The 22,541-nt window shown below is 60.3% G+C and carries 20 protein-coding genes; 5 read left to right on the top strand and 15 right to left on the bottom strand.

The genetic code is table 11. The features are described 5' to 3' along the window. Window positions 1–225: 225 nt before the first annotated feature. Window positions 226–1,728, top strand: coding sequence for an MFS transporter (locus BN2664_RS02375; RefSeq protein WP_007001820.1), 1,503 nt, complete (start codon window positions 226–228; stop codon window positions 1,726–1,728). Between the two features lie 137 nt (window positions 1,729–1,865). Next, the gene (locus BN2664_RS02370; RefSeq protein WP_197408638.1) at window positions 1,866–3,890 is read left to right on the top strand and encodes a DEAD/DEAH box helicase; all 2,025 of its coding nucleotides are present in this window, start codon (window positions 1,866–1,868) and stop codon (window positions 3,888–3,890) included. A gap of 184 nt (window positions 3,891–4,074) precedes the next feature. On the opposite strand, the gene BN2664_RS02365 is transcribed toward BN2664_RS02370, so the two are convergent. The 3 genes from BN2664_RS02365 to pheS are packed head-to-tail and all read right to left on the bottom strand — an operon-like array spanning window position 4,075 to window position 8,675. Next, a complete protein-coding gene (locus tag BN2664_RS02365; RefSeq protein WP_007001822.1) occupies window positions 4,075–4,941 on the bottom strand; it encodes an SDR family NAD(P)-dependent oxidoreductase in 867 nt (288 codons plus the stop codon). Next, window positions 4,942–7,554 (bottom strand): phenylalanine--tRNA ligase subunit beta, encoded by a 2,613-nt coding sequence (gene pheT / locus BN2664_RS02360; protein WP_007001823.1) that lies wholly within the window; start codon window positions 7,552–7,554, stop codon window positions 4,942–4,944. Beyond that, window positions 7,554–8,675, bottom strand: a complete 1,122-nt coding sequence (pheS, locus tag BN2664_RS02355; RefSeq protein ID WP_007001824.1) for a phenylalanine--tRNA ligase subunit alpha — start codon at window positions 8,673–8,675, stop codon at window positions 7,554–7,556. The genes pheT and pheS overlap by 1 nt, the downstream gene beginning before the upstream one ends. 269 nt (window positions 8,676–8,944) lie before the next feature. Here pheS and uidA point away from each other — a divergent pair, with 269 nt between their 5' ends. Then, a complete protein-coding gene (gene uidA / locus BN2664_RS02350) occupies window positions 8,945–10,732 on the top strand; it encodes a beta-glucuronidase (protein ID WP_007001825.1) in 1,788 nt (595 codons plus the stop codon). Here uidA and BN2664_RS02345 read toward each other — a convergent pair. Continuing rightward, entirely contained in the window at window positions 10,729–11,109 is a 381-nt protein-coding gene (locus BN2664_RS02345; RefSeq protein WP_007001826.1) for a hypothetical protein, read from the bottom strand. The genes uidA and BN2664_RS02345 overlap by 4 nt on opposite strands. A gap of 180 nt (window positions 11,110–11,289) precedes the next feature. Then, a complete protein-coding gene (locus BN2664_RS02340) occupies window positions 11,290–13,023 on the bottom strand; it encodes an MFS transporter (protein ID WP_007001827.1) in 1,734 nt (577 codons plus the stop codon). Window positions 13,024–13,481: 458 nt separating this feature from the next. Between BN2664_RS02340 and uxaC the strand changes: the two genes are divergently transcribed. Together uxaC and BN2664_RS02330 are read left to right on the top strand one after the other, a co-directional pair. Continuing rightward, entirely contained in the window at window positions 13,482–14,909 is a 1,428-nt protein-coding gene (gene uxaC, locus BN2664_RS02335) for a glucuronate isomerase (RefSeq protein ID WP_007001828.1), read from the top strand. Window positions 14,910–15,042: 133 nt separating this feature from the next. Further along, on the top strand, window positions 15,043–15,333 hold the full coding sequence (locus BN2664_RS02330; protein WP_007001829.1) for a hypothetical protein: 291 nt from the start codon (window positions 15,043–15,045) through the stop codon (window positions 15,331–15,333). Between the two features lie 138 nt (window positions 15,334–15,471). Here BN2664_RS02330 and BN2664_RS02325 read toward each other — a convergent pair whose 3' ends face one another. From BN2664_RS02325 to hisB, 10 genes are all read right to left on the bottom strand, one after another. Beyond that, window positions 15,472–16,284 carry an SGNH/GDSL hydrolase family protein gene (locus BN2664_RS02325; protein ID WP_007001830.1) on the bottom strand — a complete coding sequence of 271 codons (813 nt, stop codon included), beginning with the start codon at window positions 16,282–16,284 and terminating at the stop codon, window positions 15,472–15,474. Beyond that, window positions 16,281–17,150: a TrmH family RNA methyltransferase gene (locus BN2664_RS02320; protein WP_007001831.1), complete on the bottom strand. Its 870-nt coding sequence runs from the start codon at window positions 17,148–17,150 to the stop codon at window positions 16,281–16,283. Before BN2664_RS02320 ends, BN2664_RS02325 begins: the two co-directional genes overlap by 4 nt. 150 nt (window positions 17,151–17,300) lie before the next feature. Continuing rightward, window positions 17,301–18,032, bottom strand: coding sequence for a glycerophosphodiester phosphodiesterase family protein (locus BN2664_RS02315; RefSeq protein ID WP_007001832.1), 732 nt, complete (start codon window positions 18,030–18,032; stop codon window positions 17,301–17,303). Window positions 18,033–18,142: 110 nt separating this feature from the next. Then, window positions 18,143–18,526, bottom strand: a complete 384-nt coding sequence (rplT, locus tag BN2664_RS02310; RefSeq protein ID WP_007001833.1) for a 50S ribosomal protein L20 — start codon at window positions 18,524–18,526, stop codon at window positions 18,143–18,145. Between the two features lie 25 nt (window positions 18,527–18,551). After that, on the bottom strand, window positions 18,552–18,746 hold the full coding sequence (rpmI, locus tag BN2664_RS02305) for a 50S ribosomal protein L35 (RefSeq protein WP_007001834.1): 195 nt from the start codon (window positions 18,744–18,746) through the stop codon (window positions 18,552–18,554). A gap of 52 nt (window positions 18,747–18,798) precedes the next feature. Next, window positions 18,799–19,476: a translation initiation factor IF-3 gene (gene infC, locus BN2664_RS02300; RefSeq protein WP_269431463.1), complete on the bottom strand. Its 678-nt coding sequence runs from the start codon at window positions 19,474–19,476 to the stop codon at window positions 18,799–18,801. Between the two features lie 353 nt (window positions 19,477–19,829). Further along, window positions 19,830–20,567 carry a bifunctional 1-(5-phosphoribosyl)-5-((5-phosphoribosylamino)methylideneamino)imidazole-4-carboxamide isomerase/phosphoribosylanthranilate isomerase PriA gene (gene priA, locus BN2664_RS02295; RefSeq protein WP_007001836.1) on the bottom strand — a complete coding sequence of 246 codons (738 nt, stop codon included), beginning with the start codon at window positions 20,565–20,567 and terminating at the stop codon, window positions 19,830–19,832. 56 nt (window positions 20,568–20,623) lie between these two features. Next, on the bottom strand, window positions 20,624–21,253 hold the full coding sequence (hisH, locus tag BN2664_RS02290; RefSeq protein ID WP_007001837.1) for an imidazole glycerol phosphate synthase subunit HisH: 630 nt from the start codon (window positions 21,251–21,253) through the stop codon (window positions 20,624–20,626). Further along, window positions 21,246–21,860 (bottom strand): hypothetical protein, encoded by a 615-nt coding sequence (locus BN2664_RS02285; RefSeq protein WP_007001838.1) that lies wholly within the window; start codon window positions 21,858–21,860, stop codon window positions 21,246–21,248. Before BN2664_RS02285 ends, hisH begins: the two co-directional genes overlap by 8 nt. Next, window positions 21,861–22,460, bottom strand: a complete 600-nt coding sequence (gene hisB / locus BN2664_RS02280) for an imidazoleglycerol-phosphate dehydratase HisB (protein WP_007001839.1) — start codon at window positions 22,458–22,460, stop codon at window positions 21,861–21,863. Window positions 22,461–22,541 lie beyond the last annotated feature (81 nt).

Here is a 22,541-nt window from a genome sequence, read left to right as displayed (position 1 = left end):
CAACTCCACACCAAACGCGCACCAATCAAAGAGTGCCGAAACGCACTTCAGCGGAAAAGGTAGAGGGGTTTTCTTTTCTCGCCCTATCCTGGGAGACTAGGGGATGTGCCCGCATTTCAAGGGCCCTTTGGGCCAGAAGTCTGCGCGGGAAAGCCGATTCAATGACGACCCGCGATATTTCGCGGGTATTTTCAATGTGTATGCAACCGGTAGGGAGGATGAGCCGTGGCAAAAAAGATAATCATGGACCGCGCAACGGAACGTCTTTTCAAGATTCTTTCGGTGGGGTATATCACCATCGTTGCCTTCGAAACCATGGCGGTGACAACGGCGATGCCCACCATCGCCAAGGATCTCGACGGCCAGAATCTGTACGCTCTGGCGATGGGCGTGGTGCTAGCGACCCAGCTGATGACGACGGCGATAGCCGGGCCGTGGTCCGATACCAAAGGCCCCCATTCCTGCCTGTACACCGGCGTTTTCCTCATCACCATCGCCCTGACGCTGTGCACCTTGGCGCCAAATATGCACATCTTCGTGATTGGTCGCGCCATCGAGGGCCTGGGAGCCGGCCTCACCCTAGTGCCGCTTTACACCATGGTCGGCAATACTGTGGAGCCAGAGCGCCAGCCCAGCTTCTTCACTGCCTTCGCCGCCGCGTGGGTACTGCCCTCGCTTTTCGGCCCGGTGCTCGCCGGCTTCATTGTTGAGCATTTTTCCTGGCGCCTGGTCTTCGCCATTGCGCCGATTCTCACCGTGATCGTTCTGCCTATTTTCATTCGCGGGATGCAGTCGGTGCCGGATATTGAGCGCGAGCACGCCAAGTTACGGCTCGGCCGCACCGCGGCGCCATCGTGCCTGGCAGGCATCGGAATCGCGACCCTGCAGGTGGTTTCCGGAACCGAAAGCGGCGCCTTCACCTGGACGGTTTTTGTCACGATTGCGATCGCCACCGCCACCACTTTCGTCTTCGTAACCCCTCTGCTTCCGGGCGGAACTTTCCTCGCTCGCCGCGGGCTGCCGTCAACCGTCCTCACCCGAATGTTCATTAACGGCGCCTTCGTTTCCATCGAAATGTTCTTGCCGCTACAGCTGCAGGAAGTGCACGGCTGGAGCCCCACCGAAGCGGGCCTGATTCTTTCGGTGGGCTCGATTACCTGGGCGGTGGGCTCATGGATCTCCGGGCGGGTACGCGACCACGAAAAGCGCGCGCAACTGCCGTTCCTCGGTACCGCTATAGGTTTTGTGGGTCTGCTCGCGGTGGTTATTGGATGTCTGGAATCGGTTTCCGGCTTGGTTGTCATCGCGGGCTGGTTCGTCACCGGCTTGGGTATCGGCGCGGCCTACCCGGCACTGACGGTCCACGCCCTGGCTATCTCCTCCCTGGAAAACCAGGGCCGCGCCTCCAGTTCCTTGCAAATCGCAGACACCATGGGCGGCGCGCTCGGAGCCGCCATTATCGGCATCGTGTACTCGCTTATCTCCCCACCCATTAGCACCGGACTTTTCGTAGGTTTCGCCATTATGGCCGCTTGCGTGGCGCTGAGCATTTTCACCGCTCGTCGCGTCCAGCCGCGAGAGGGTTCGAATGCGGCTACTCGCTTTGAAAACGCCGATTCCGACCCGCAAACGGAAGCGCCGCGCGTGCCCTTCCTGGACCGCCACGCTAACGAGCGGCGCGCCGCCCGGTTCCGCGATCGCTTGCGGCGCCGTGAACCGCGCCGCTAAACCCGCGCGCCACCGCGCGCCCGTATTACACTGTTTATTGGCGACACATCGCCACGAGGCCGGATAGGTCTCCACGAAGCGCACGAGGTGCGCGCAATTAAGAACGGATTCCTTTGACTTTCGATACTGATACTTCCGTGCCTGAAATTCTTGTTTCCGACGACGCCGCCGCTAGTGCTTTTGCGGCTCTCGGCCTTGAGGATTCAATCTTGCATACCGTAGCCGAACTGGGCTACGAAACTCCTTCTCCAATCCAGCAGCAGACGATTCCCGCTCTGCTCTCGGGCCGGGACGTGGTGGGCGTTGCTCAGACCGGCACCGGTAAGACGGCCGCTTTCGGCCTTCCCCTCGTTTCTCGCATTGATCCCGAACAGAAGACGGTCCAGGCGCTGGTTTTGGCGCCCACCCGCGAGCTTGCTATGCAGGGCGCGGATGCGATTGAGTCTTTCGCGGCCGGCCGCGCGGGTATTGAGGTGCTCGCCGTCTACGGCGGCTCGCCCTACCCTCCGCAGTTGCGCGCGCTTGAGCGCGGCGTCCAGGTTGTGGTTGGTACCCCGGGCCGCATTATGGACCTTATGGATCGCGGAGCGCTGAAGCTCGACCACGTGCACTACTTCGTTTTGGATGAAGCCGACGAGATGCTTCGCATGGGCTTCGCCGACGACGTCGAAAAGATTGCCTCCGGCCTGCCCGAGGAGCGCGTTTCGGCGCTGTTCTCGGCCACCATGCCGAAGGCCATTCGCCGCGTGGCGGAAACGCATTTGCATGATCCACTGGAAGTGACCGTTACTCCCCCGGCATCCACGGTAGACACGGTGACTCAGCAATACGCGGTGGTGCGCTCGCGCCACAAGGTGAACGCGCTTGCTCGCGTCCTCGCGGTTTCCGAGGCGGATGCCGCCCTGGTCTTTGTTCGCACCCGCGCGACGGCCGAAGATTTGGCTATTGAGCTGGGTACCCGCGGAGTTGCGACCTCTGCGCTTTCGGGCGACGTGGCGCAAAAGGATCGCGAACGCCTGGTTGAGCGCCTGCGCGACGGAACTCTCGACGTTTTGGTGGCTACCGATGTGGCAGCCCGCGGCCTGGACGTAGAGCGCATTGGCCTGGTGGTGAACTTTGACGTTCCGCGCGAGGCCGATACCTACGTGCATCGCATCGGCCGCACCGGCCGCGCGGGGCGCTCGGGCCGCTCGCTCACGTTCGTGACAGCGAAAGAGCTTCCGCGCCTACGCCGAATCGCCAAGCAGACCAAGTCCGATATGGAGGAAATCGATCTTCCGACCGCCGCGCAGGTGTCCAAGCAGCGCGCGCAGAAGCTCGTGGAAAATGCCCGGGTGCGGTTTGAGGCCGGCCGTCTGGGCGTATATCGCGAGGTTTTGGAGGCTTTCGACGCCGTAAATTCCGCGCACACCAATTCTACAACGGTTGCAGATTCTTCCGGGACAGCCGCGGAAAACCCTGATCCGGCCACCGCGTCCCTTGATGGCGCATTGCTCGGGGAAAAGAATGTAACCGAATCAGCAGATGGCTCCGCTACCACCGGGGCCCACGAAGGCGAGACGGCTGACGCGGGAGCGAACGCTGAGCAGAAGCCGGCCATGACCCGCGAGGATTTGCTCCTGGCTCTGCTTGCGCTGGGCGTGCGTGATCCGGGGCCATCTGCGGATGATGCACCGGATAATCTCCATGACGATTCCGACGATTTCCACAAGAAGAAGCGGAAGAACAAGAACGCCAAGAGCTTGCCCAACGCGGTGCGCTACCGCGTGGAGGTGGGCCATAAGGATCGCGTGAAGCCGGGTGCAATTGTGGGCGCTCTGACCGGTGAAGGCGGGCTTTCCGGATCTGACCTCGGCCATATCGATATTTACCCCACTTTCTCCTTGGTGGAGATCGGAGTGCCGCTGTCTCCGGAAGCGCGCCGGCGGATTTCCGAGGCCACGGTTTCCGGACGCCAGCTCAAGATTTCCGAGGATACCGGCCCGCACGCTGGAGCGGATCGGCGCGGCAAGAAGTACGGCCAGCGCCGCTCTGAGGGGCATCGCCAAGGTGATGGCTACCGCCGCGGCGGGCGCAAGGGCGGAAACTTCGGCTCCGAGCGGGGCAAGTTCGGCAATTCCGGCCGGGGCAATCGTCGCGGCTTCGGCAAGAACCGCCACTAGCGCCCGCGCGTCGCCTTGCCGCAGGGCAGACGGCGCCCGCGAAGCGGAGAATGCCTTTGCAAAATTTAGGAGGGAGGGCTACCTGGTCATCAGGTAGCCCTCCCTCCTTTGGATTTCCTACGGTCGTCTTGTCGATACCATCCGACATAGCGGAAAGAACGTATCGCGAATTGCGATGCCGCGTTTACCAGTCAGTGAGGCGGAGCCGCTTTGACTGGAAATTAGCGTCTTCCTGGGAAGCCTCCACGCGGGCGGAGCGAGTGAGAAGATCTTCGAGGCTATCCGTGCCGGCGCGCACCTGGGTTCCGGCGAGGCCGTCCAAGTCGCCGGCGGCAAAGGCTTGGGCGATCTCCACCGAGCGCTCTACCGGGGTCCATTCGGTGCGTCCCTCATGCGCTTTCATCGCCGCGGTCATATCAGTTTTGACCACGCCCGGCGCCAGCGATAGCACCCGCAGGCCGCGCTCGTAACCGGCCTCGTGCAGGCAACCAGCCAGCCGCAAAAGTGCGGTTTTCGATACGTAGTAGGCGGAAGCATCCGGCGAGTCCTTGATAGCGGCCCCGCTAGAAAGATCAAGGATGCGCCCGCCGCCGGCCTCCAGCATTCGCGGCACTACCGCTCGCTGAATATGGAACGGCGCCAAAAGATTCACCTTGAGCGTGCGCTCGAAATCTTCCGGAGTTGCTTCCCACGGCGCGGTTTCTTCCCCGAAAACTCCGGCGGCGTTCACCACCATATCCGGGGCGGGGCTACCGCGAAGAATCGACGTCATCTCCCGGATCGACTTCTCTTTGGAGAAATCGCACCCCAGGGTAACGACGTCGCTCCCCCGAATCTCACATTCGGTGGCGGTACCCTCCAGGCGAGAAATCTTCGAGGCGACGAGCACCAGGGTGCGGCCCGGCCGCGCCAAACCAATGGCTATGGCGCGGCCAATTCCGCGCGACGCCCCGGTAATAAGCACCCGGCTCGCCGAGTGGTGTTCTTCTACCGGGGTGACCGCGGGGATCACCCCGGTACTTTCCAGGATGTAATCGTGCTCTGAGCGCATTTACGCCCTTAGCTCCGCGCCGAATTTCTTCGTCGCGGCCTTGGTGATCTTCTTACGCAGACCGGCCACCTCGTCCGCCTTCAAGGTGTGGTCAGCGCGGAAGCTCAGCGCGAAAGCAAGCGATTTCTTACCCTCGGGAATCTGATCGCCAGTGTAGACGTCGAAAATACGCACGGTCTCCAACGCCTCACCGCCGGCCTGTGCAATAACCTCGGCAACGTCCTGTGCAACCACGGAATCATCAACCACAAAAGCGAGGTCTTCCTTGGCGGCAGGATTCGTCAGAACCGGCTCCACTTCCATGGGCTCCCGCGGCGACGCCGCATAAAGCCCATCGGTGTTCACCTCGAAGGCCACGCTTCCGCGTGGAAGATCGAAAGCCTTACACACCGCGGGGGCGAGCTCGCCGGCATAACCAACAACGGTTTCGCCCACTAGAATTTCCGCGCAACGGCCCGGGTGCCAGGGGGCGTGCTTGGCCGCGCGCACGCTTGGGCGTGCGGTCACCTCCACCACCTGCTTTGCGGCTTCAATTGCGTCGCGCCAATCCCATACCACCGGAGTAAAACCGGCCTGCTCGAGGGTCACCTGGCCGCATGCCACACCCGCCACGTGATGCGGCTGGTGAGGAATAGCGGCGTGCAGGGCGGCGATTTGCTCTTCACTCGGGCGCGCCCCAGCGGAAGGGATCTCGGCCGGGGTGATGCCCTCGGGGCGAACCACGTGCCCGGTTTCGAAGATTGCCACCGTCGGATTGCCGCGGCGCACGTTCAGGGCCGCAACGTCCAGAAGTGAATCGAGAATCGAGGTACGCAAGAGCGGCTTTTCGTCCTGGAGCGGATTCTTGAGGCGGATCGCCACCCGCCGCGGATCGGAATCCTCCAGACCCTCGGCATCAAAAGTTGCCTGGGCAACGAACGGGTAGCTGAGAACCTGCACCCAGCCGGACTCAGCCAGTGCCCGAGAGAAGTCCCGGCGCTGGCGCTGCGGACCGGTCAGCCCGGTACCCGCCGGCGCGGTGGGAACCTTGCTCGGGATTTCGTCGTAGCCAACCAGGCGGGCAACTTCCTCCACGTAGTGCGCCGGGCCCTCGAGATCCGAACGCCAGGTGGGAGGGGTTACCGAGAAGACGGCGCGGGCTGGATCTTGCCCAGCTACGGGGTCGTCGGAAATATCTTTCACCGTGCAACCGATGTCTTCCAGGATCGCGCGCACGCGCCCCACCGGGACCTCAATGCCCAGCAGGCGCGCCACTTCCGAAACCGGGAAGCGCGCGGGTTCAAGCAGCGCGACCTCGCCGAAATCGCCCATTACTTCGTCGGCAACTCCCCCGCCGTACTCCACCAGAATGTCTACCACGCGCTGCACGGCAACCGCGGCAATTGCCGGGTCCACCCCGCGCTCAAAACGCTTGGACGCCTCGGAGGGGAGGCGGTGACGGCGGGCGGTGCGAGAAATCGTCACCGGCTCGAAAACGCCAGCTTCAACCAGCACGTTCTCCGTGTGCTCGGTAATTTCAGTGGAAGCGCCACCCATGACGCCGGCCAGGCCAATAATGCGCTCGCCATGACCGCTTTGCGAATCCGTAATCAGCAAATCCTCCGGATCCAGTTCGCGGTCAACACCGTCGAGCGTCACCAGGCGCTCACCCCCAACTGCGCGGCGCACCACGATCGGAGCCACCAATTTGTCCAGATCATAGGCGTGCATGGGCTGGCCAAGATCGAGCATCACGTAGTTCGTCGCGTCCACGGCCAGAGAAATTGGCCGCATGCCCGCCTCGGTGAGCCGCTGCGCCATCCACTTCGGGGACGGCGCGGTGGGATCCACCCCGCGCACGATTCGCTCTACGTAGCGCCGGCATCCCGGAACTCCGTGAATTGGCGCGGAATCGTCCAGTTCGATCGGGAAAGCGCGAGAGTTATCGGTTTCCGGCAGCGCTTGCGGCAGGTTTTCCGGCAAGCCCGGATCAGTGAACGCCGCTCCGGTGGAGTGGTGATATTCGCGCGCCACTCCGCGCATGGAGAAACAGTAGCCGCGATCGGGAGTGATGTTGATTTCCAGAGTTTCGCCCGGAACGCCCAGGTAGCCGAGTACATTTTCACCAACCGCGGGAAGCCCGGCTTCCTGCGCTTCGGCGTCGCTACTCGCGAGCACAATAATCCCCGAGGCATCCCCCGGAATCCCCAGCTCCGCGGCGGAGCAAATCATTCCGTCTGAGGTGTGGCCGTATGTTTTGCGGGCCGCAATGGCGAATCCGCCCGGAAGCACCGCCCCGGGAAGCGAAACGACCACGTAATCGCCCGCATCGAAATTGTGCGCGCCGCAAATAATTCCGCGGCTGGGAAGCTCGGAAGGCTCCTTGCCCTCGCCCGGCGCGTCATTGTGCGCGCCCACATCCACGCGGCAGTAGTTGATCACCTTGCCGTTGGACTGTTCCTTCGCCTCGCGGGTCAGCACTTTCCCGACGACGACGGGTCCCTGCACCGGGCCGGGATGGATTTCTTCCTCTTCCAGGCCCACCTTCACCAGGTCCTTCGCCAGCTGCGCCGGGGTAAGGTCCGCGGGGGTTTCTACGTGTTGCGATAGCCAATCAATTGGAATAAGCGGCATTAGTTACCCCTCCCGGTGGTTCCGAACTGAAGCGAGAAGCGGACGTCGCCTTCCACCATGTCTCGCATATCTGCAATGGAGTTACGGAGCATGAGCGTGCGCTCAATGCCCATACCGAACGCAAATCCGGTGTATTCATCCGGGTCGATGCCGTTGTTGCGGAGCACCTCGGGGTTGACCATTCCGCATCCACCCCATTCAATCCAGCCCGGGCCGTCCTTCTTCTGCGGGAACCACAGGTCCATCTCCGCGCTCGGCTCGGTGAACGGGAAGAAGCTGGGGCGCAAACGGGTGCGGGCATCGGGCCCGAACATGGTGCGCGCGAAATGATCGAGCATGCCCTTCAGATCCGCCATGGTCAGCCCGCGATCAACCGCCAGACCCTCCACCTGATGGAATACCGGGGTGTGCGTTGCATCCAGAGCATCGGTGCGGAACACCTTGCCCGGGCAAGCAATATAGAGCGGCGCACCGCGGCGCAAAAGCGAATGCGACTGCACCGGCGAGGTGTGGGTGCGAAGCATGAGGCCAGGTTGCGGCGTAACGCTCCCGGCGTTGGAGTTCGCCGCGCCTTCTGCACCCGCATCGCTACCCGCCGCGCACTCAACTCCTTCGACGTAGAAGGAATCCTGCATTTGCCGGGCCGGGTGGTCGGGACCAAAGTTCAGCGAGTCAAAGTTGAACCACTCGTGTTCAACCTCGGGGCCTTCGGCAATCTCCCAACCCATGGAAACGAAGAAGTCCGAAATGTCCTCTTCCAGAACCGTGAGCGGGTGGCGCGCTCCCTGCGGCGCCCGCCGCGTCGGGAGGGTAACGTCCACCGTTTCGCTCGCCAGCGCCTGCTCTTCGGCAGCGCTTTCCAGCCGCTCGGTGGCCTTCGCCAAGGCCGCCTGAATTGCCTTGCGGGCCGCGCCCATTCGCCTTCCAGCGCTCGGCTTTTCTTCCTTGGAGAGGTTACGAATCTGCTGGTTTGCCTTGGTGATGGGAGCATCATCGCCGCTGTGCGCCAAGCGAGCAGCCTTCAACTCGTCGAGAGTTGCTGCCCGCTCGAATGCCTCCTGTGCCGCATCGACGGCGGCGGCAACTCCCGCCTCGTCGAGGGGACTGAGTGTCTCAGACATACGTGCCTTTCTTTCTCGCTGAACACGTAAATTCTAGTGTCTGAAACAAACGCGCGCCGCCTCAAAGCTCGCAAATCGGTGTGAGCCACGGCCCACCTAGGCCGCGCCCCGCTTGCGTCTTGCTCGCCCCCGCTTGCGTCCTTTTCCAGGCGCCGCGCTATCGTCTACCCAGGATATTCCCGGAATTGGCGCGCACAGTTGAGCTGTTGAGGTTCTCGTTTATCCTGCGGCGCGCGTGTGCCTCGCCGCGGGAAGAAGAAGGAGGAATAGTGTTACGAGTCAAGCAAACGGCGTCACGGGCGGTTTTCAACCTCGACGGCGTGTGGAACTTCGCTGTCGACAAGGAAAATGACGGGATTGAAAAAGGCCGCTACCGGGACGAATTTACCGACGGGCGCCCGATGCCGGTTCCGGCGTCGTACAACGACATCACGAACGACGTCGACCTTCGTGACCACGTTGGCCTGCTGTGGTACCAGCGGCGCGTCACTGTGCCGCGAATTGTGGCGGATAATCGCCTCATTCTTCATTTTGGGTCCGCTACCCACGCGGCGAAGGTGTGGGTGAACGGTCAGCAGGTCGCCGAACACGAGGGCGGCTACCTGCCCTTTGAAGCGGATATTACCGACGCCGTTGATCCGGGCGCGGAGTTCCTCCTGAGCGTCGCGGTCGATAACCGCCTGAGCTGGGATACGATCCCGCCGGGTTGGATCGAAACAGACAGCGCCGGCAAGCCTCACCAGCGCTACTTCCACGATTTTTACAATTATTCCGGTTTGCACCGTTCGGTCTCTCTATATACCCGCCCGTTGATTGCCGTAACGGATGTCACTGTGGTGACGGACTTTGACGGCGCGGATGGAATTGTTCGCTACGAAGCTGCCGCCCCCGGGGCGGAGCATATTTCTGTGCGAGTTCTAGACGCGGCTGGGAAGGAAGTCGCCGCGGGCGAAGGCGCGGCGGGCGAGCTAAGAATCCCGAATGTAACGCCGTGGCAGCCCGGGCGCGGCTACCTCTACACCCTCGAGGTGAGTGCGGATCAGGATATTTATCCCCAAAAGTTCGGTGTGCGCACGGTCCAGGTGAAGGATTCCCAGTTCCTCATTAATGGTAAGCCGTTCTATTTCAGGGGTTACGGACGCCACGAAGATAACATCACGATTGGCAAGGGCCATAACAATGCGCTTATGGTGCGCGATTTTGAAATCATGGAATGGCAGGGCGCGAATTCCTTCCGCACCTCGCATTATCCCTACGCCGAAGAAGTAATGGATTACGCCGACGAGCGTGGCGTCGTGGTGATTGATGAAACCCCCGCCGTCGGGCTTAATACCGGTGTTTCGGGCGGAATCTTGGGGTCAGGGAAAACCTTCAAAACCTTCTCCCCCGAGACGATTAATGACACCACTCGGGCAGGGAATGTGCGCGAGGTTGAAAAGCTCATCGAACGCGATAAGAACCATCCCTGCGTGGTGCTGTGGTCGGTGATGAACGAACCGGATTCGGGCGCCGACGAGGCGCGGGCATATTTTGAGCCCGTTGCCCGTGCGGCCCGTGAATCTGACCCGCAACATCGCCCGGTGGGATTCGTGAACATTATGCTAGCAACTCCCGATAAGGAGAAGACCATCGATTTGTTCGACGTCGTTATGCTCAACCGGTACTACGGCTGGTACGTGGATACCGGAAATTTGGACGACGCCGAGGCGCACCTCCGCCAAGAAATTGCGGAGTGGATTAAGGTGGCGCCCGGAAAGCCCATCATTTTCACCGAGTACGGCCCCGACACTCTGCCCGGATACCGCGATTTTTACCATCGGCCCTGGTCCGAGGAATTCCAGGCGGACATGCTTGCCATGTTCCACCGGGTCTTTGACGATATTCCCGAGGTGGTGGGTGAGCAAATGTGGAACTTTGCCGATTTTCAGACCGCGCCGGGGATTATGCGCGTGGGAGGAAACAAGAAGGGGATGTTTACGCGCGATCGCCAGCCAAAGCAGAACGCATTTGCGGTGCGTCAGCGCTGGCTGGCGATGAAAGAAGAAAGCGGTTTCTAGGAGTCCTCGCCCCGTTTCCGGGCGCGCTTTTGGTTTTCGCGCCGCAGGCGCTCATCATTTGCGCGCTCGGAGACTCCCGTTCCCGGAAGCGGCCTTCTGGCACGATGCTTTTCGTGGGCACGGTCCTCAACTAGCTTGTAGTAGATCGCTTTACAGTCATTAATGGTGAGTTCGGGGTGGCGGCGTCGAATCTCAATAATGCCGGCTTGGTCCCCCTCGTTTTCGCCAAGTACCAGGGCCGCGGCTTTATCTTCAATGGAAAGCCCTTTGCGCTTAGCTTTTGACGAGTAGAAATCGCGCCACAGGTACAGGCCCCAAAGAACCAAAATAATTCCAAACGCGATAGTGAAGTAGAGGAATCCTCGATCTCCACCCATTGGCTGTCACCTCGTTCTGCTTGTATGAAAATAAGTTTGGGGCCACGCGGCTAGATACTCTTGAGCGCCATTTTCTATTTCGCGCGAGAGGCAGTTGCTTCTCGCCGGCACCCTAGCACCTAACTGCGTGGCCCCAATGTGCGACCGGTGCGTTACCGAAGATTCGGTAAAACTATGGTCTTAGTCCTGGGCGTAGAGGGGAACTTCAGGCCACAGAGTCTCGTACTTGTGACCGGTGAGCTTCTCCAAAACGTTCTTCGCTTCGGGCGTCACATCGGCCTTGGAGCCACCGGCTTCGAGGCGGCGGGTCTCCTCCATGAGGATGTCGTGTGTTTCCTTGTTGAGGTACACGAAGTGCGAGATGACCCACGCGCAAGCGATGAGAATCGCCGGGAGGATGATCGTCACGAAAGCGATACCGGAAATAGCACCGGAGCTCTGCACAACCTCGCACTTGGCAGCGGTGGCCGAGCACGGATCGAAACCGTTGATATCGGTGAGCGGCTGAGCTCCCACGCTATCCATGAATCCGGCCCAATCAACCTTATCCGGCTTACCGTCAGCGTTCGCGGTGGCGAATCCGGCTTTGAGGGCTTCTCCGGCCTCCAGCGGCTTGGCGTATCCGGTGTGGTCCATAATGAAACCAACCATCCAGGTGCCGATAGCGCCGGTGAGCTTACGGAAGAAGGTCATCACCGAAGCGTAAATACCGGCGCGGTGTTCGCGGGTCATCACGTAGTCAACGTCCGGCATGAACGGGTACACGTTCCACGGCGTGAACTCGAGGATTGCGCGGCCCGACTGGTAGACAACGGCGGTAACCAGCATCCACGCGAACGGGTTGTTCGGCTTCATGAGGTAAACCGCGCCGACGCCGGCCAGCGCTACCAGGATGAGGGAGAAGGAGAGCGACCACAGGAAGCGCGGGCCCTTCTTCACCATGAGGAAGCCAGCGGCAACCGTGACGGGCAGGCCGATAATCGACACTGCCTGCAGCCACAGACCCTGCGACTCAGTCTGGTAGAGGACGTACACCGCGAAGAAGGTCAGCGCCGAGGCGTAGACGTCCTTACCGGTGAAGGAGAAGAGGTAGACGCCCAGGTGCTTGACGTAGGAGGAAAGCTTGAACACCGAAACGAACTCGTTCCAGGTGTGCTTGACGGATCCGGCAAAGCCAAGCTTCGGGCGGGTTTCCATATCGATAATCGTCTGCGGATCGAGCGCCTTCTCCCAGGTGGTGAAGTAGGTGAACATCACGCCGCAGAAGTAGAGGATGCCGAGGACGATACCGGTGATAAGGTAGGCGTTCGGATTTCCGGTGCCACGCACGATGGCCGGAATGAAGAAGGCCGCGAAGGTACCGGTAGCAGAGAGGAACATACGGGTCGAAGAAAGCTTCGTACGCTCGGTGTAATCCTCGGTCATCTCGGTGGGAAGGGTTTCCCACGGAATCAGGATCATTGCGATGAGAATCTCAATGATGAGGTAGATAACCAGGTAGTACCAGAAGCCCATCTGCGTCAGCCACAGGAACGGGAAGACAATCGCAATCGCCGGGCCGGCGACCAAAAGGAAGAAGTGGCGGCGTCCGAAGCGACGGCCGACCTTCATCCGGTAGAGGTTGTCCGTCAGGGTTCCAATAAACACCGCGGTAATCGCGTCAACGATACGTGCAACCGCAAGGATCGTGGCGCCTTGCGTTGCGGTCAAACCACCGTAATTCGAAAAGAAGAACAATAGGAGGCCGGAAATGATGGTGTTCCATCCGCCGCCCATAAAGTCCACGGTTCCAAATCCGATGGAGCGGAACATGGTTACGGGCTTCTTGGTGTAAACCCGCAAATCCTTGTATTGGTCATACTCCTTTTGGAGGCGTTCCACTTCCTCCTGAAGAGCCTTATTTTCATTCACCATAGTTTCGCCTTTCAACGAATGAAATCGAAAGCAGATCCGGTATGCACCGTCGCCACCGTTGCCGCCGCGCCAGCACCTTAGCCCGCGCAACGCCACCTTCGAGTGTCGCCACTCAGTTTATGTAAAAAGCAACGGTTAAAGTTAGCCCCCCTCAGATCCGTCGCGTGGATAGCAAACGACCGAGCGCATCTTCACGCTCGCTCACGGCTCTCAGTATACGTAGGTCTTTATCCAACGAAATTGGGCCTTTTTGGCGTTTCGCAGATTCGTTAACCCCCTTTCCGTTCACCGTTCATTAACGCAAAAAATACCGTTTTCAAGCGGCGAGTATGTTGAATTTCACTCCGCGAAACGGGCGTTTCTCTAAATGTAATGCGCGACAGGTCACATTTACGGCTATTCTGGACGGTGAAGATTTTGGTCACCGATGACCAAAACCCGTAATTCAGGAGGATCATATGTCACCCAAGCCCCTAGAGCTTCATCCGGATCGCCTCTTCCCAGCAGATCCCGCGGTTCGCAAGATCGCGCGTGAACTGTACGAGGAAGAGCAGAAGCATCCGATCATCTCTCCCCATGGCCATGTTCCGCCCCAGTGGCTGGCCGACAACGAGCCTTTCACCGATCCCACCACCATGCTTCTCACCCCGGATCACTACACCAACCGAATTCTGCATTCAGTTGCCGGGGTGGAGTTAAAGGATCTCGGCGTACCGGTCGGTTCGCCAATGACCCCGGAGAAGTCCCGTGAAGCCTGGCGCCTGTTCTGCAAGAACTGGTGGGTTTTCCGCGGCACCGCCGTGCAGTTCTGGTTTGAATCAGAGTTCTACGACGTCTTCGGCATTCGCGTCCGCCCGTCCGAAGAAACCGCGGATGAGATCTACGATCAGATCAACGAGGCACTCACCACCGAAGAGTTCCTCCCCCGCTCCCTTTACCACCGCTTCAACCTTGCGGTCCTCGCGACCACCGACGATCCGTGCGACGATCTGAAGTACCACAAGCAGCTGGCCGACGATCCGAGCTGGGATGGCCGCGTGATCCCAACCTTCCGCCCCGATGCTTATCTGGAGCCGGCTCGCGCCACCTTCAAGGAGCTCACCGAGAAGCTCGGCGAGACGGCCGATCAGGATGTTTCCACCTATGCCGGCCACGTTGAGGCCATGCGTAAGCGTCGCCTCTACTTCAAGGAGCACGGCGCGGTTTCCTCCGACCACTCGCACCGCGACCCGGGTACCGCCCGTCTTTCGGACAGCGAAGCGGAGAATCTCTACAGCCAGGCGCTGGCCGGGAAGATTTCGCCGGAGGACGGCGATCGTCTGCGCCGCCACATGATCAACGATCAGGCTCGTTTGGCCACCGAGGACGGCCTGGTGATGACCATGCACCCGGCGGTTTACCGTAACCACGATGAGCAGGCGTTCGCCGATTACGGCGCGGACGTAGGCGGCGATATCCCGATCAAGGTGGAGTACACCCGCAACCTGCAGCCAATGCTGACCGAGTACGGCAACCACCCGAACTTCCAGCTGGTCGCCTTCACGATGGATCAGGATGTGTTCCAGCGTGAGCTCGCGGCGCTTGCCGGCTACTACCGCTCGGTTTACGTTGGCGCCCCGTGGTGGTTTATCGACGACGCCGATGCCATCACCCGTTACCGCGAGCAGGTAACCCCCTACGGCACGTTCTATAAGACGTCCGGCATGATTGATGACACCCGCGCATTTGCCTCTATTCCGGCCCGCCACGATGTGGCTCGCCGCGTTGATGCGGGCTACCTGGCGCGCTTGGTTGCCGAGCATCGTCTGGACATGGATGTGGCACTGGAAATCGCGGCGGATTTGGTTTCGACGATTCCGTCCCGCGCTTTCAAGGTCAACGGATAGTACTCGAAGGCCGTCTCCGGGGAGGGTGCGTGTACGCCTAAAGCGTGGTGACTGCGCAAAACTTATTCGGTAATGCATTCCACGTGTTAACCTGGGGACGTTCAAGTTTTGACGATCCATGAGGAGGTAAATCATGGCAAACGAATTTTTGAACCGCGCGAAGGAAGCTGGTCAGGAAGCTGTCGATCGCGCCAAGGAATTTGGTCAGAAGGCCGGAGACCGCGCCAAGGAGTTCGGTGACGCCGCCAAGGAGAAGCTCGATGAAGTTGTCGAGAAGGTAACCGGAGACGATCACGAGGAGAACGCCAAGGACAAGGCTCAGGACGCTGGCGAGAAGGCCAAGGATGCCGCTTCCGATGCAGGCGACGCCGCCAAGGAAGGCTTCGAGCACCTCAAGGACCAGGTCAACGGCGAAAACAACTAGCTTTCTCCCGAAAGGCGCAAAGCTAGCCTAGCTACAAGCGGGCGGATGGAAATTCTATTTCCATCCGCCCGCTTCGCATTTGCCGGCCAAGCAATCCCGGGTAGAACTCTTGTCCACTCAAAGACTTCTGCGCGCGTGTTAGAGGCGCTCGATGGGAAAATCCGGCAGGTCGTCTACAGCAACATCGGGCCAATTAAATTCTTTGCAGACCTGGGAAAGAACGACCTCGGCCCACACCCGATACCAGGGCGAGTTGGGATGGAAGAAGTCCGGAGCATGGTAGTTAAACATGTATTTTGGCACCGAAAGCGAGCGAGAAACCGCTTCGATTTCCGCTACGCGCAGCCCGGCGCTGCCGGCAATCCCGCGAATTGTTGCCGATATAAGCGCCGCTCGCTCCACCACGTCCTTACGCAAAGGCCGGTAAGTGGGTAAATCCAAGACGACGGTCGGCGTCGTCAACCATGAAGTGATCTCGGTGAACACGTCTCGGAAGCGAGAGAGCTCGAGATTCGCAACGCCGACGTCATTGCCACCAATGTCGAGAGTAACTAGGTCCGGCTTCAGCGGACGCCCGGCAATCCGCATCCCGGCAAGTTGCGGTAGCTGGGTGGCGAGCACGGATGCGGCGGTGGCGCCCGAAAGCGATAGATTGAGTAGCGCGACCTCGCGCCCGGAGGCTTGCGCCACCCCGCTCGCGACCAGCGGCACGTACCCTTCTTCAATCCGCGCCGCGCCCAATCCCTGCGCGGCGCTATCTCCCAGAGCCACGTAGATGAAGGGGAGCTCTGCCCCGCTGGTCGCTTTCTGCTCGAGCCGCTCTAGCTGCGTCAATAAATGGTGTTCCCACGCGCGGCGGAACGGGGTGTTCTGGCGCGCGGTTTGTTTGACCACGTGGTTGATTCCCGCTACCCCGACCAAAATCGCCGCCCGGCTCAGCTTTCTTCTCACCGGCCCGTAGCCTCCTGCTCGACCGCGCTACCCGAGCGCTGGAGCATCGCCGTCGTCGAAGTAAGAATCGCGGCGGACATGGCGACGTTGAGGGACTCGGCGTGCCCGTATAGAGGAATAGAAACTGACGCGTCCCACACTGGTTCAACACCGGCAAACCCGCGTGCCTCGTTTCCGAAAAGCCAAGTCACCGGGCCGCGCAAATCAATTTCAGGAGCTGGAGTTCCGAGGATATTCGCTTCGTTAGCCAGCGCCGCCAGAGCCGCGAGATCCCATTCACCGTAGCCGTCCGCGGCTAGCAGGGGGATATGGTGCTCCCGGCACGCCGCCGCCAGTACAGAAATGTCAATTTGAGGTAGCACGGGCAAATGGAAAAGTGAGCCCGCGGTGGAGCGAACAGTTTTGGGGCTCCAGATCTCGGCGGATCCTTTGCCAAGAATCACGCAGTCAGCCCCCGCCGCATCCGCGCTACGAATAATTGTGCCCACATTTCCCGGATCTTGCACATCGAGGGTCGCCACAATCAGCTGCGGCGTTTCGTGCATGGCGTCCGCGAGGCTCGGAGGGGTGGGAATATCTATGACAGCAACCATTCCTTGCGCATCCGCCGAAATGTGCGCAACGGTCTCTGCCTCGGTGCGATGCCAAAACACCTCCCCCGCCTCGAGGAGCTCAGCAATATCGCCGTGGCGCTGAAGAGCTGACGCGGTGATATAGACGTCGCGAACCATCTCCGGGTGCCAGCGCAAAAGCTCGCGTACGCCCTGAGGCCCCTCAACAAGCGTCTGCAAAAATCGCTTGCGGGATTCGGCGTGGCTGAGTTTGCGCGCTCGCTCTACCTGGGCGCGGCTGGGCGGTTTCTCCATTCGACCATATTCGCCCCTGACGCCCGCTTTTGCAAACGCGCTAGCCCGTGTATCCGGCTCGCCGTGGGGTGCGCAGGCTCTTGTTTTGGCTGGATCCGGGCTTGGCTGGATAGGCTCGCCAGATGCGACTTGGACCGGTTCGCCAGCCGGCTAGCTCGCTAGATGCGCGCGGTTTAAGTCCACGTTGGTGAAAATTCCCGTGGCGCCCCAGTTGATCAGCTTTTCGGCGCGCCGCGAATCATCAACCGTCCATACGTTAACCGCGTAGCCCGCCGCGCGAACCTGTTCGAGCGTGTCTTGATCAAGTTCCGCGTCTCCCGGATGCAATGCGCTGGCGCCGGTAAAAGCCATGATTTCACGCCACCGGAACTGCCAATTCACCCCTTCAACCAGCGCGCCGATAGGAAACTCGGCCGCAGCTTCGTGAAAGTCCCGCAATAATTCGTGGTCAAAGGAGGAAATAAGGATCTCCTCTGGCTCGGCCGCGGCGAGTTCATTGAGCACGGCCGCTAGGTACGCCGCCTTGCGCGCACGGCCGCCTGATGGCTTCAGCTCCACGTTTGCCCGTGTATTGGTTTCGGCCAGGAAACGAAGGAAATCACGCAAGGTGGGGACGCGTTCTCCGGAAAACTCTGGCGCGAACCAGGAGCCGGCATCCAACTCGCGAACTTCGGCGGCGGTCAGCTCTTTCAGGGGGCCCGCGCCATTGGTTGTTCGGTCCACGCTCGCATCGTGCAAGAGCACCAGCTCCCCGTCGCGGGTGGCGTCGACGTCGGTTTCAAACCAGCTAAATCCAGCTGCGCGGGCGGCTTCAAAGGCCGCGAAAGTGTTTTCGGGGGCCTGCGCCGAGAGGCCGCGATGGGCGAAGAAAATCGGTGCCATAGAAAAATCATAAGCCGCGCCTCCCCCGTCCGGCGCGCCCCGCGAGTAGCAAAAACTCCCCGCCCGAAACTAGTTCGAAGCGGGGAGCTAGTGCTTAGTGCACCAAAAGCCTAGGCGTTGCGCGGCGCGTTGACGTCCTCGGGGAGGGCGGCGCGAGCGGCCTCAACCAGACCGTTGAACGTCTCGACGTCGTTCACAGCGAGGTCGGCGAGCTGGCGGCGATCGATATCGATCTCGGCCAGGCTCAGACCCTGCATAAAGCGGTTGTAGGTCATGCCCTGCGCACGCGCGGCGGCGTTAATGCGCTGGATCCACAGGCGACGGAAGTTATTCTTCCGCTTCTTACGATCGTTGTAGTTGTATACGAACGAGTGAGTGACCTGCTCCTTGGCCTTACGGTAAAGGCGCGAACGCTGACCGCGGTAACCGGATGCGCGCTCGAGTACGGTGCGGCGCTTCTTCTTTGCGTTAACAGAACGCTTGACGCGTGCCATCTACTTCTCCTTTTCCCCAAAGCCTCTAGATGCCCAGCAGGCGCTTAACCTGCTTCGCATTGGAACGATCGACCGGCTGGTCCGCAGAAAGGCGACGCTTGCGCGTCGAACGCTTGTGCTCCAGCAGGTGGCGCTTATTCGCCTGCTCACGCATGAGCTTGCCGCTTCCGGTGCGGCGAACGCGCTTCTTGATACCCGAGTGGGTCTTGTTCTTAGGCATAATTCGTCCTCTTACGCCGCCAAAGCGGCAATTTATTGTTTTTCCGGTTTGTCTACTGTTGCGAGCGGGCCTCGGCATTGGCGCGAGCGTTTTCTTGCTGGCGTTTGGCGCGCTCGGCGCCCTGCTGCCGGCGGGTTTCCCGCTCAGCCTCACGACGACGCCGCTGGTCCGACTTCGCTTCGGTCTTCTTGCGGATGGGCGCGAGCACCATGGACATATTGCGTCCTTCCGCACGAGGGGCTGATTCAACTGTCGAAACCTCGGCAAGATCCTCGGCCAAGCCGTTCAGAAGCTCAACACCGAGTTGCGGGCGCGACTGCTCACGGCCGCGGAAACGAAGGTCGAACTTAACCTTGTCCCCGCCGTTAAGGAAACGCTCCGCCTGAGATTTCTTGGTGTTGTAGTCGTTCTGATCGATTTTCATACCGATACGAATCGACTTCAGTTGCGCGTTCGAACGGTTGCGCCGCGCCGCGCGTTCCTTTTGGGCGGATTCGTACTTGTACTTCCCGTAATCCATAAGCTTGGCAACGGGAGGGTTCGAATTCGGGGCAACCTCAACCAGGTCGAGGTTCGCCTCGACGGCAACGCGCAGAGCATCCTCCGTCTTCACGACGCCGACTTGCTCGCCGCCGGGCCCTACAAGGCGCACCTTGGGAACACGAATGCGATCATTGACTCGTGGCTCTTTGTTGTTAATTGCAGTCCCTCTATATCCTCTACGTGACAAATACGCACGGAGAAATTCGACTGCCAGAAGCGGAAAGCATCCGCTTCGCAGAAGCAAACCCGTCACCCCCGAAGCCATCTACTTCATCTTTCCTCATGGAAAGCGGGCGACCAGGTGGGAAATTTCTCCACTTGCGTTCCGGCGGTTGCCGGACGGTCGGCGTCAATGCTAGCAGGAAAGGCGTAATCGCGCGAGTTCTAATCCCGTGAGGTACATCGCGGTAGGCCATTTCGGCGCCTGCCCAAATCAGCCAGCAGTCGGGCTACATCAGCCAGATTACCGTCTGCCTATAGTCGGATGGCTTCAGTCAGCCTGCCGTCGGCCTGCTTTAGTCAGTCTGCAGTTGGCCGGCTTCAAGCCGCCTGCGGGCCAGCCACCTCAATGGCTTCAGGCAGGGTGAAGTTTCCAGCGTAAAAAGCCTTGCCAATAATAAGCGAATCTACGCCGCGCGGCACTAGCTCGCGCACGGCGGCAATATCTGCCAGGGAGTTCACCCCGCCAGAGGCAACAATCGGTGCCTGAGCGCGGTTCGCCACGTTTTTCAAAAGCTCCACATTTGGCCCGTTGAGCATGCCGTCGCGAGCCACATCGGTGACCACGTAACGCGAGCACCCCACCGCGTCGAGGCGCTCGAGAGTTTCCCAGAGGTTGCCGCCCTCCTGCGTCCATCCGCGCGCGGCAAGCGTCTCTCCGCGCACGTCCAGCCCGACGGCGATTTTCGATCCGTACTTTTCTATGACTCTTGCGGTCCATTCCGGATTCTCCAGGGCCGCGGTTCCCAGATTAACGCGGTCCGCTCCAGTGGCTAGAGCCCGCTCCAGGGTGGCGTCGTCGCGAATTCCGCCCGAAAGCTCTACCCGCACCTCAGCGTCCGCAATAATGCTGCCCAGGAGCTCCGCGTTGCTACCGCGGCCAAAAGCGGCATCTAAATCCACAAGATGAATAAAGGTTGCGCCGTCGCGAATAAAATCTGCCACCGCCTCGCGCGGGGAACCGTAAACCTGTTCGGTGCCCGCCTTTCCTTGGGATAGGCGCACCGCCTGGCCGCCTACCACGTCAACCGCGGGTAGAAGCTGGAGCGAGCTTTCCATCGCAACCTCTCTTATCTTCTAGTAGTTTTCACATATTTTCCGAAACGTTGCCGCCGTTAGAGTCCCTCCACCCAGTTTTTCAGGAGTGCCAATCCGGCGTTTCCCGATTTTTCGGGATGGAACTGCGTAGCCGACAGCGGTCCATTTTCAATCGCAGCAATAAACGGCTGCTCATAGTGTGCCCAAGAAACCTCAATAGCTTCCCCGTGCTGGTCGCGGGCCCGGGAGGGATCGGCCAAGACCCCGTACGAATGGGTGAAGTAGAAGCTCTTCCCGTCAAGTCCCGCTAGGAGACGCGACCCTGGCGCAGCCTGCACTCGGGTCCACCCCACATGCGGCAGAACGGTCGCAGGAATTTTTCCTACCCTTGGCTCAAACTGCTCAAGCCCCGCAATCTCGGGGGCTTCGTCGGAGCCGGAAAAACAGGCCTGCATGCCGACGCAAATCCCCAGAAGCGGGGCTCCTCCGGCTAGACGGCGCTCAATGAATCGATCGGCACGCATGGCGCGAAGCTTGTTCATCACCGCGCCAAAGTGCCCCACCCCGGGCAAAACCGCCCCGCTCGGCCCCAGCAGATCCCGAGCATCGGTGGTGACCTCGACCTCCGCTCCTACTCTTTCCAGAGCGCGCGCGGCGGATCGAATATTGCCCGAGCCGGCATCTAAAATCACGACCTTCTTACTCATGTGATTCGCGCTCCGACGGCGAGCCTTGCTCCGACGACGATTCCCGTTCCGACGGCGAAGGCTCCTCGGACGGCGAGGAATCCCGGATTTCCGCAGTCCCGGCCAATTTCTCTAGCATTTGGGGCGTGATGTCGCGGGTGAGAATGGTGCCTTCGGGATCGGGCTCTTCGGCCAGCACCATCTTTTCCACCAGCGGATCGAGCGTATTGAGCAGGAGGCCGGATGGAATTTCCTCTCCCGCCTCTCCGCCCAGGAAACGCCGGGCGCGCACCGCGCCAGAAATGCCGGCGTCGAATCCATCGGCGTCGTCAACAAGGTTTACATCAATGAGAATGCTGCCGTAGGGGCTGAGCCGCGAAAACATGCTCGCTACCGCGGGGGCATCATCGGAAGGATCCTCGCTTCCCTCCTCATCGGGATCTGGCCCGGTGATATTGCGGATGTCCCATTCGTCGTACTTCGGAACGGGTAACTCACGAGCGATAAGCGTGCCCGAGGCGGTAGGTACTACCCGCATATCGAGGTGGCGCAGGGCGCACACGCAGGCGACGACCCCGGCGTTAGAAAACGGTGTTAACACAACGAATCGCTTGATGTTTTCTGCCATTTAGAGACTTCCCTTCGTCGAGGGGATGGAATCGATGCGCGGATCAATTTCGACCGCACCCCGCAGTGCCCGTGCCAGGGCCTTGAACTCCGCCTCCACAATATGGTGCGGATCGCGGCCACGAATAAGGTCGATATGGATGCAAATTCCCGCATTAAAAGCAATTGCTTCAAAAACATGCCGAGCCATGGAGCCGGTGAAATTCCCGCCAATTCGGTGGTAGGCAAGTGCTTCGGGCTCCCCCTCGGCCACCAGATAGGGACGGCCGGAAATATCCACCACGGCGCGGGCCAGAGCCTCATCGAGAGGAACCGTCGCATCAGCGAAACGGCGGATTCCCCGCTTATCCCCCAGCGCCTGGCGGATTGCGGCACCAATGCAAATAGCGGTGTCCTCCACCGTGTGGTGAGTGTCCACCTCCGTATCGCCGCTCGCCGCTATCCGCATATCGATAAGCGAATGCTTGGAAAGGGCGGTGAGCATGTGGTCGTAAAACGGTACCGTCGTCGAGATATCTGATTGGCCCGTGCCGTCCAGGTTCAGCTCCACCCGTACCGAACTCTCAGAAGTTTCCCGCTCAATAGATGCACGCCGCTCCATAATCTTCCTTCCTTCTTAGGAATTCATTCTAACGGCACTCCCCGGCGCTTCGTCGTTTGCCGTGCGCCTTGTGGCTTGTGC

It is taken from the genome of Actinobaculum massiliense, from assembly GCF_001457435.1.
Lineage (GTDB): Bacteria > Actinomycetota > Actinomycetes > Actinomycetales > Actinomycetaceae > Actinobaculum > Actinobaculum massiliense.
Note: the sequence above shows the minus strand (reverse complement) of the source record. Positions and strands in the feature narration are given on the sequence as shown.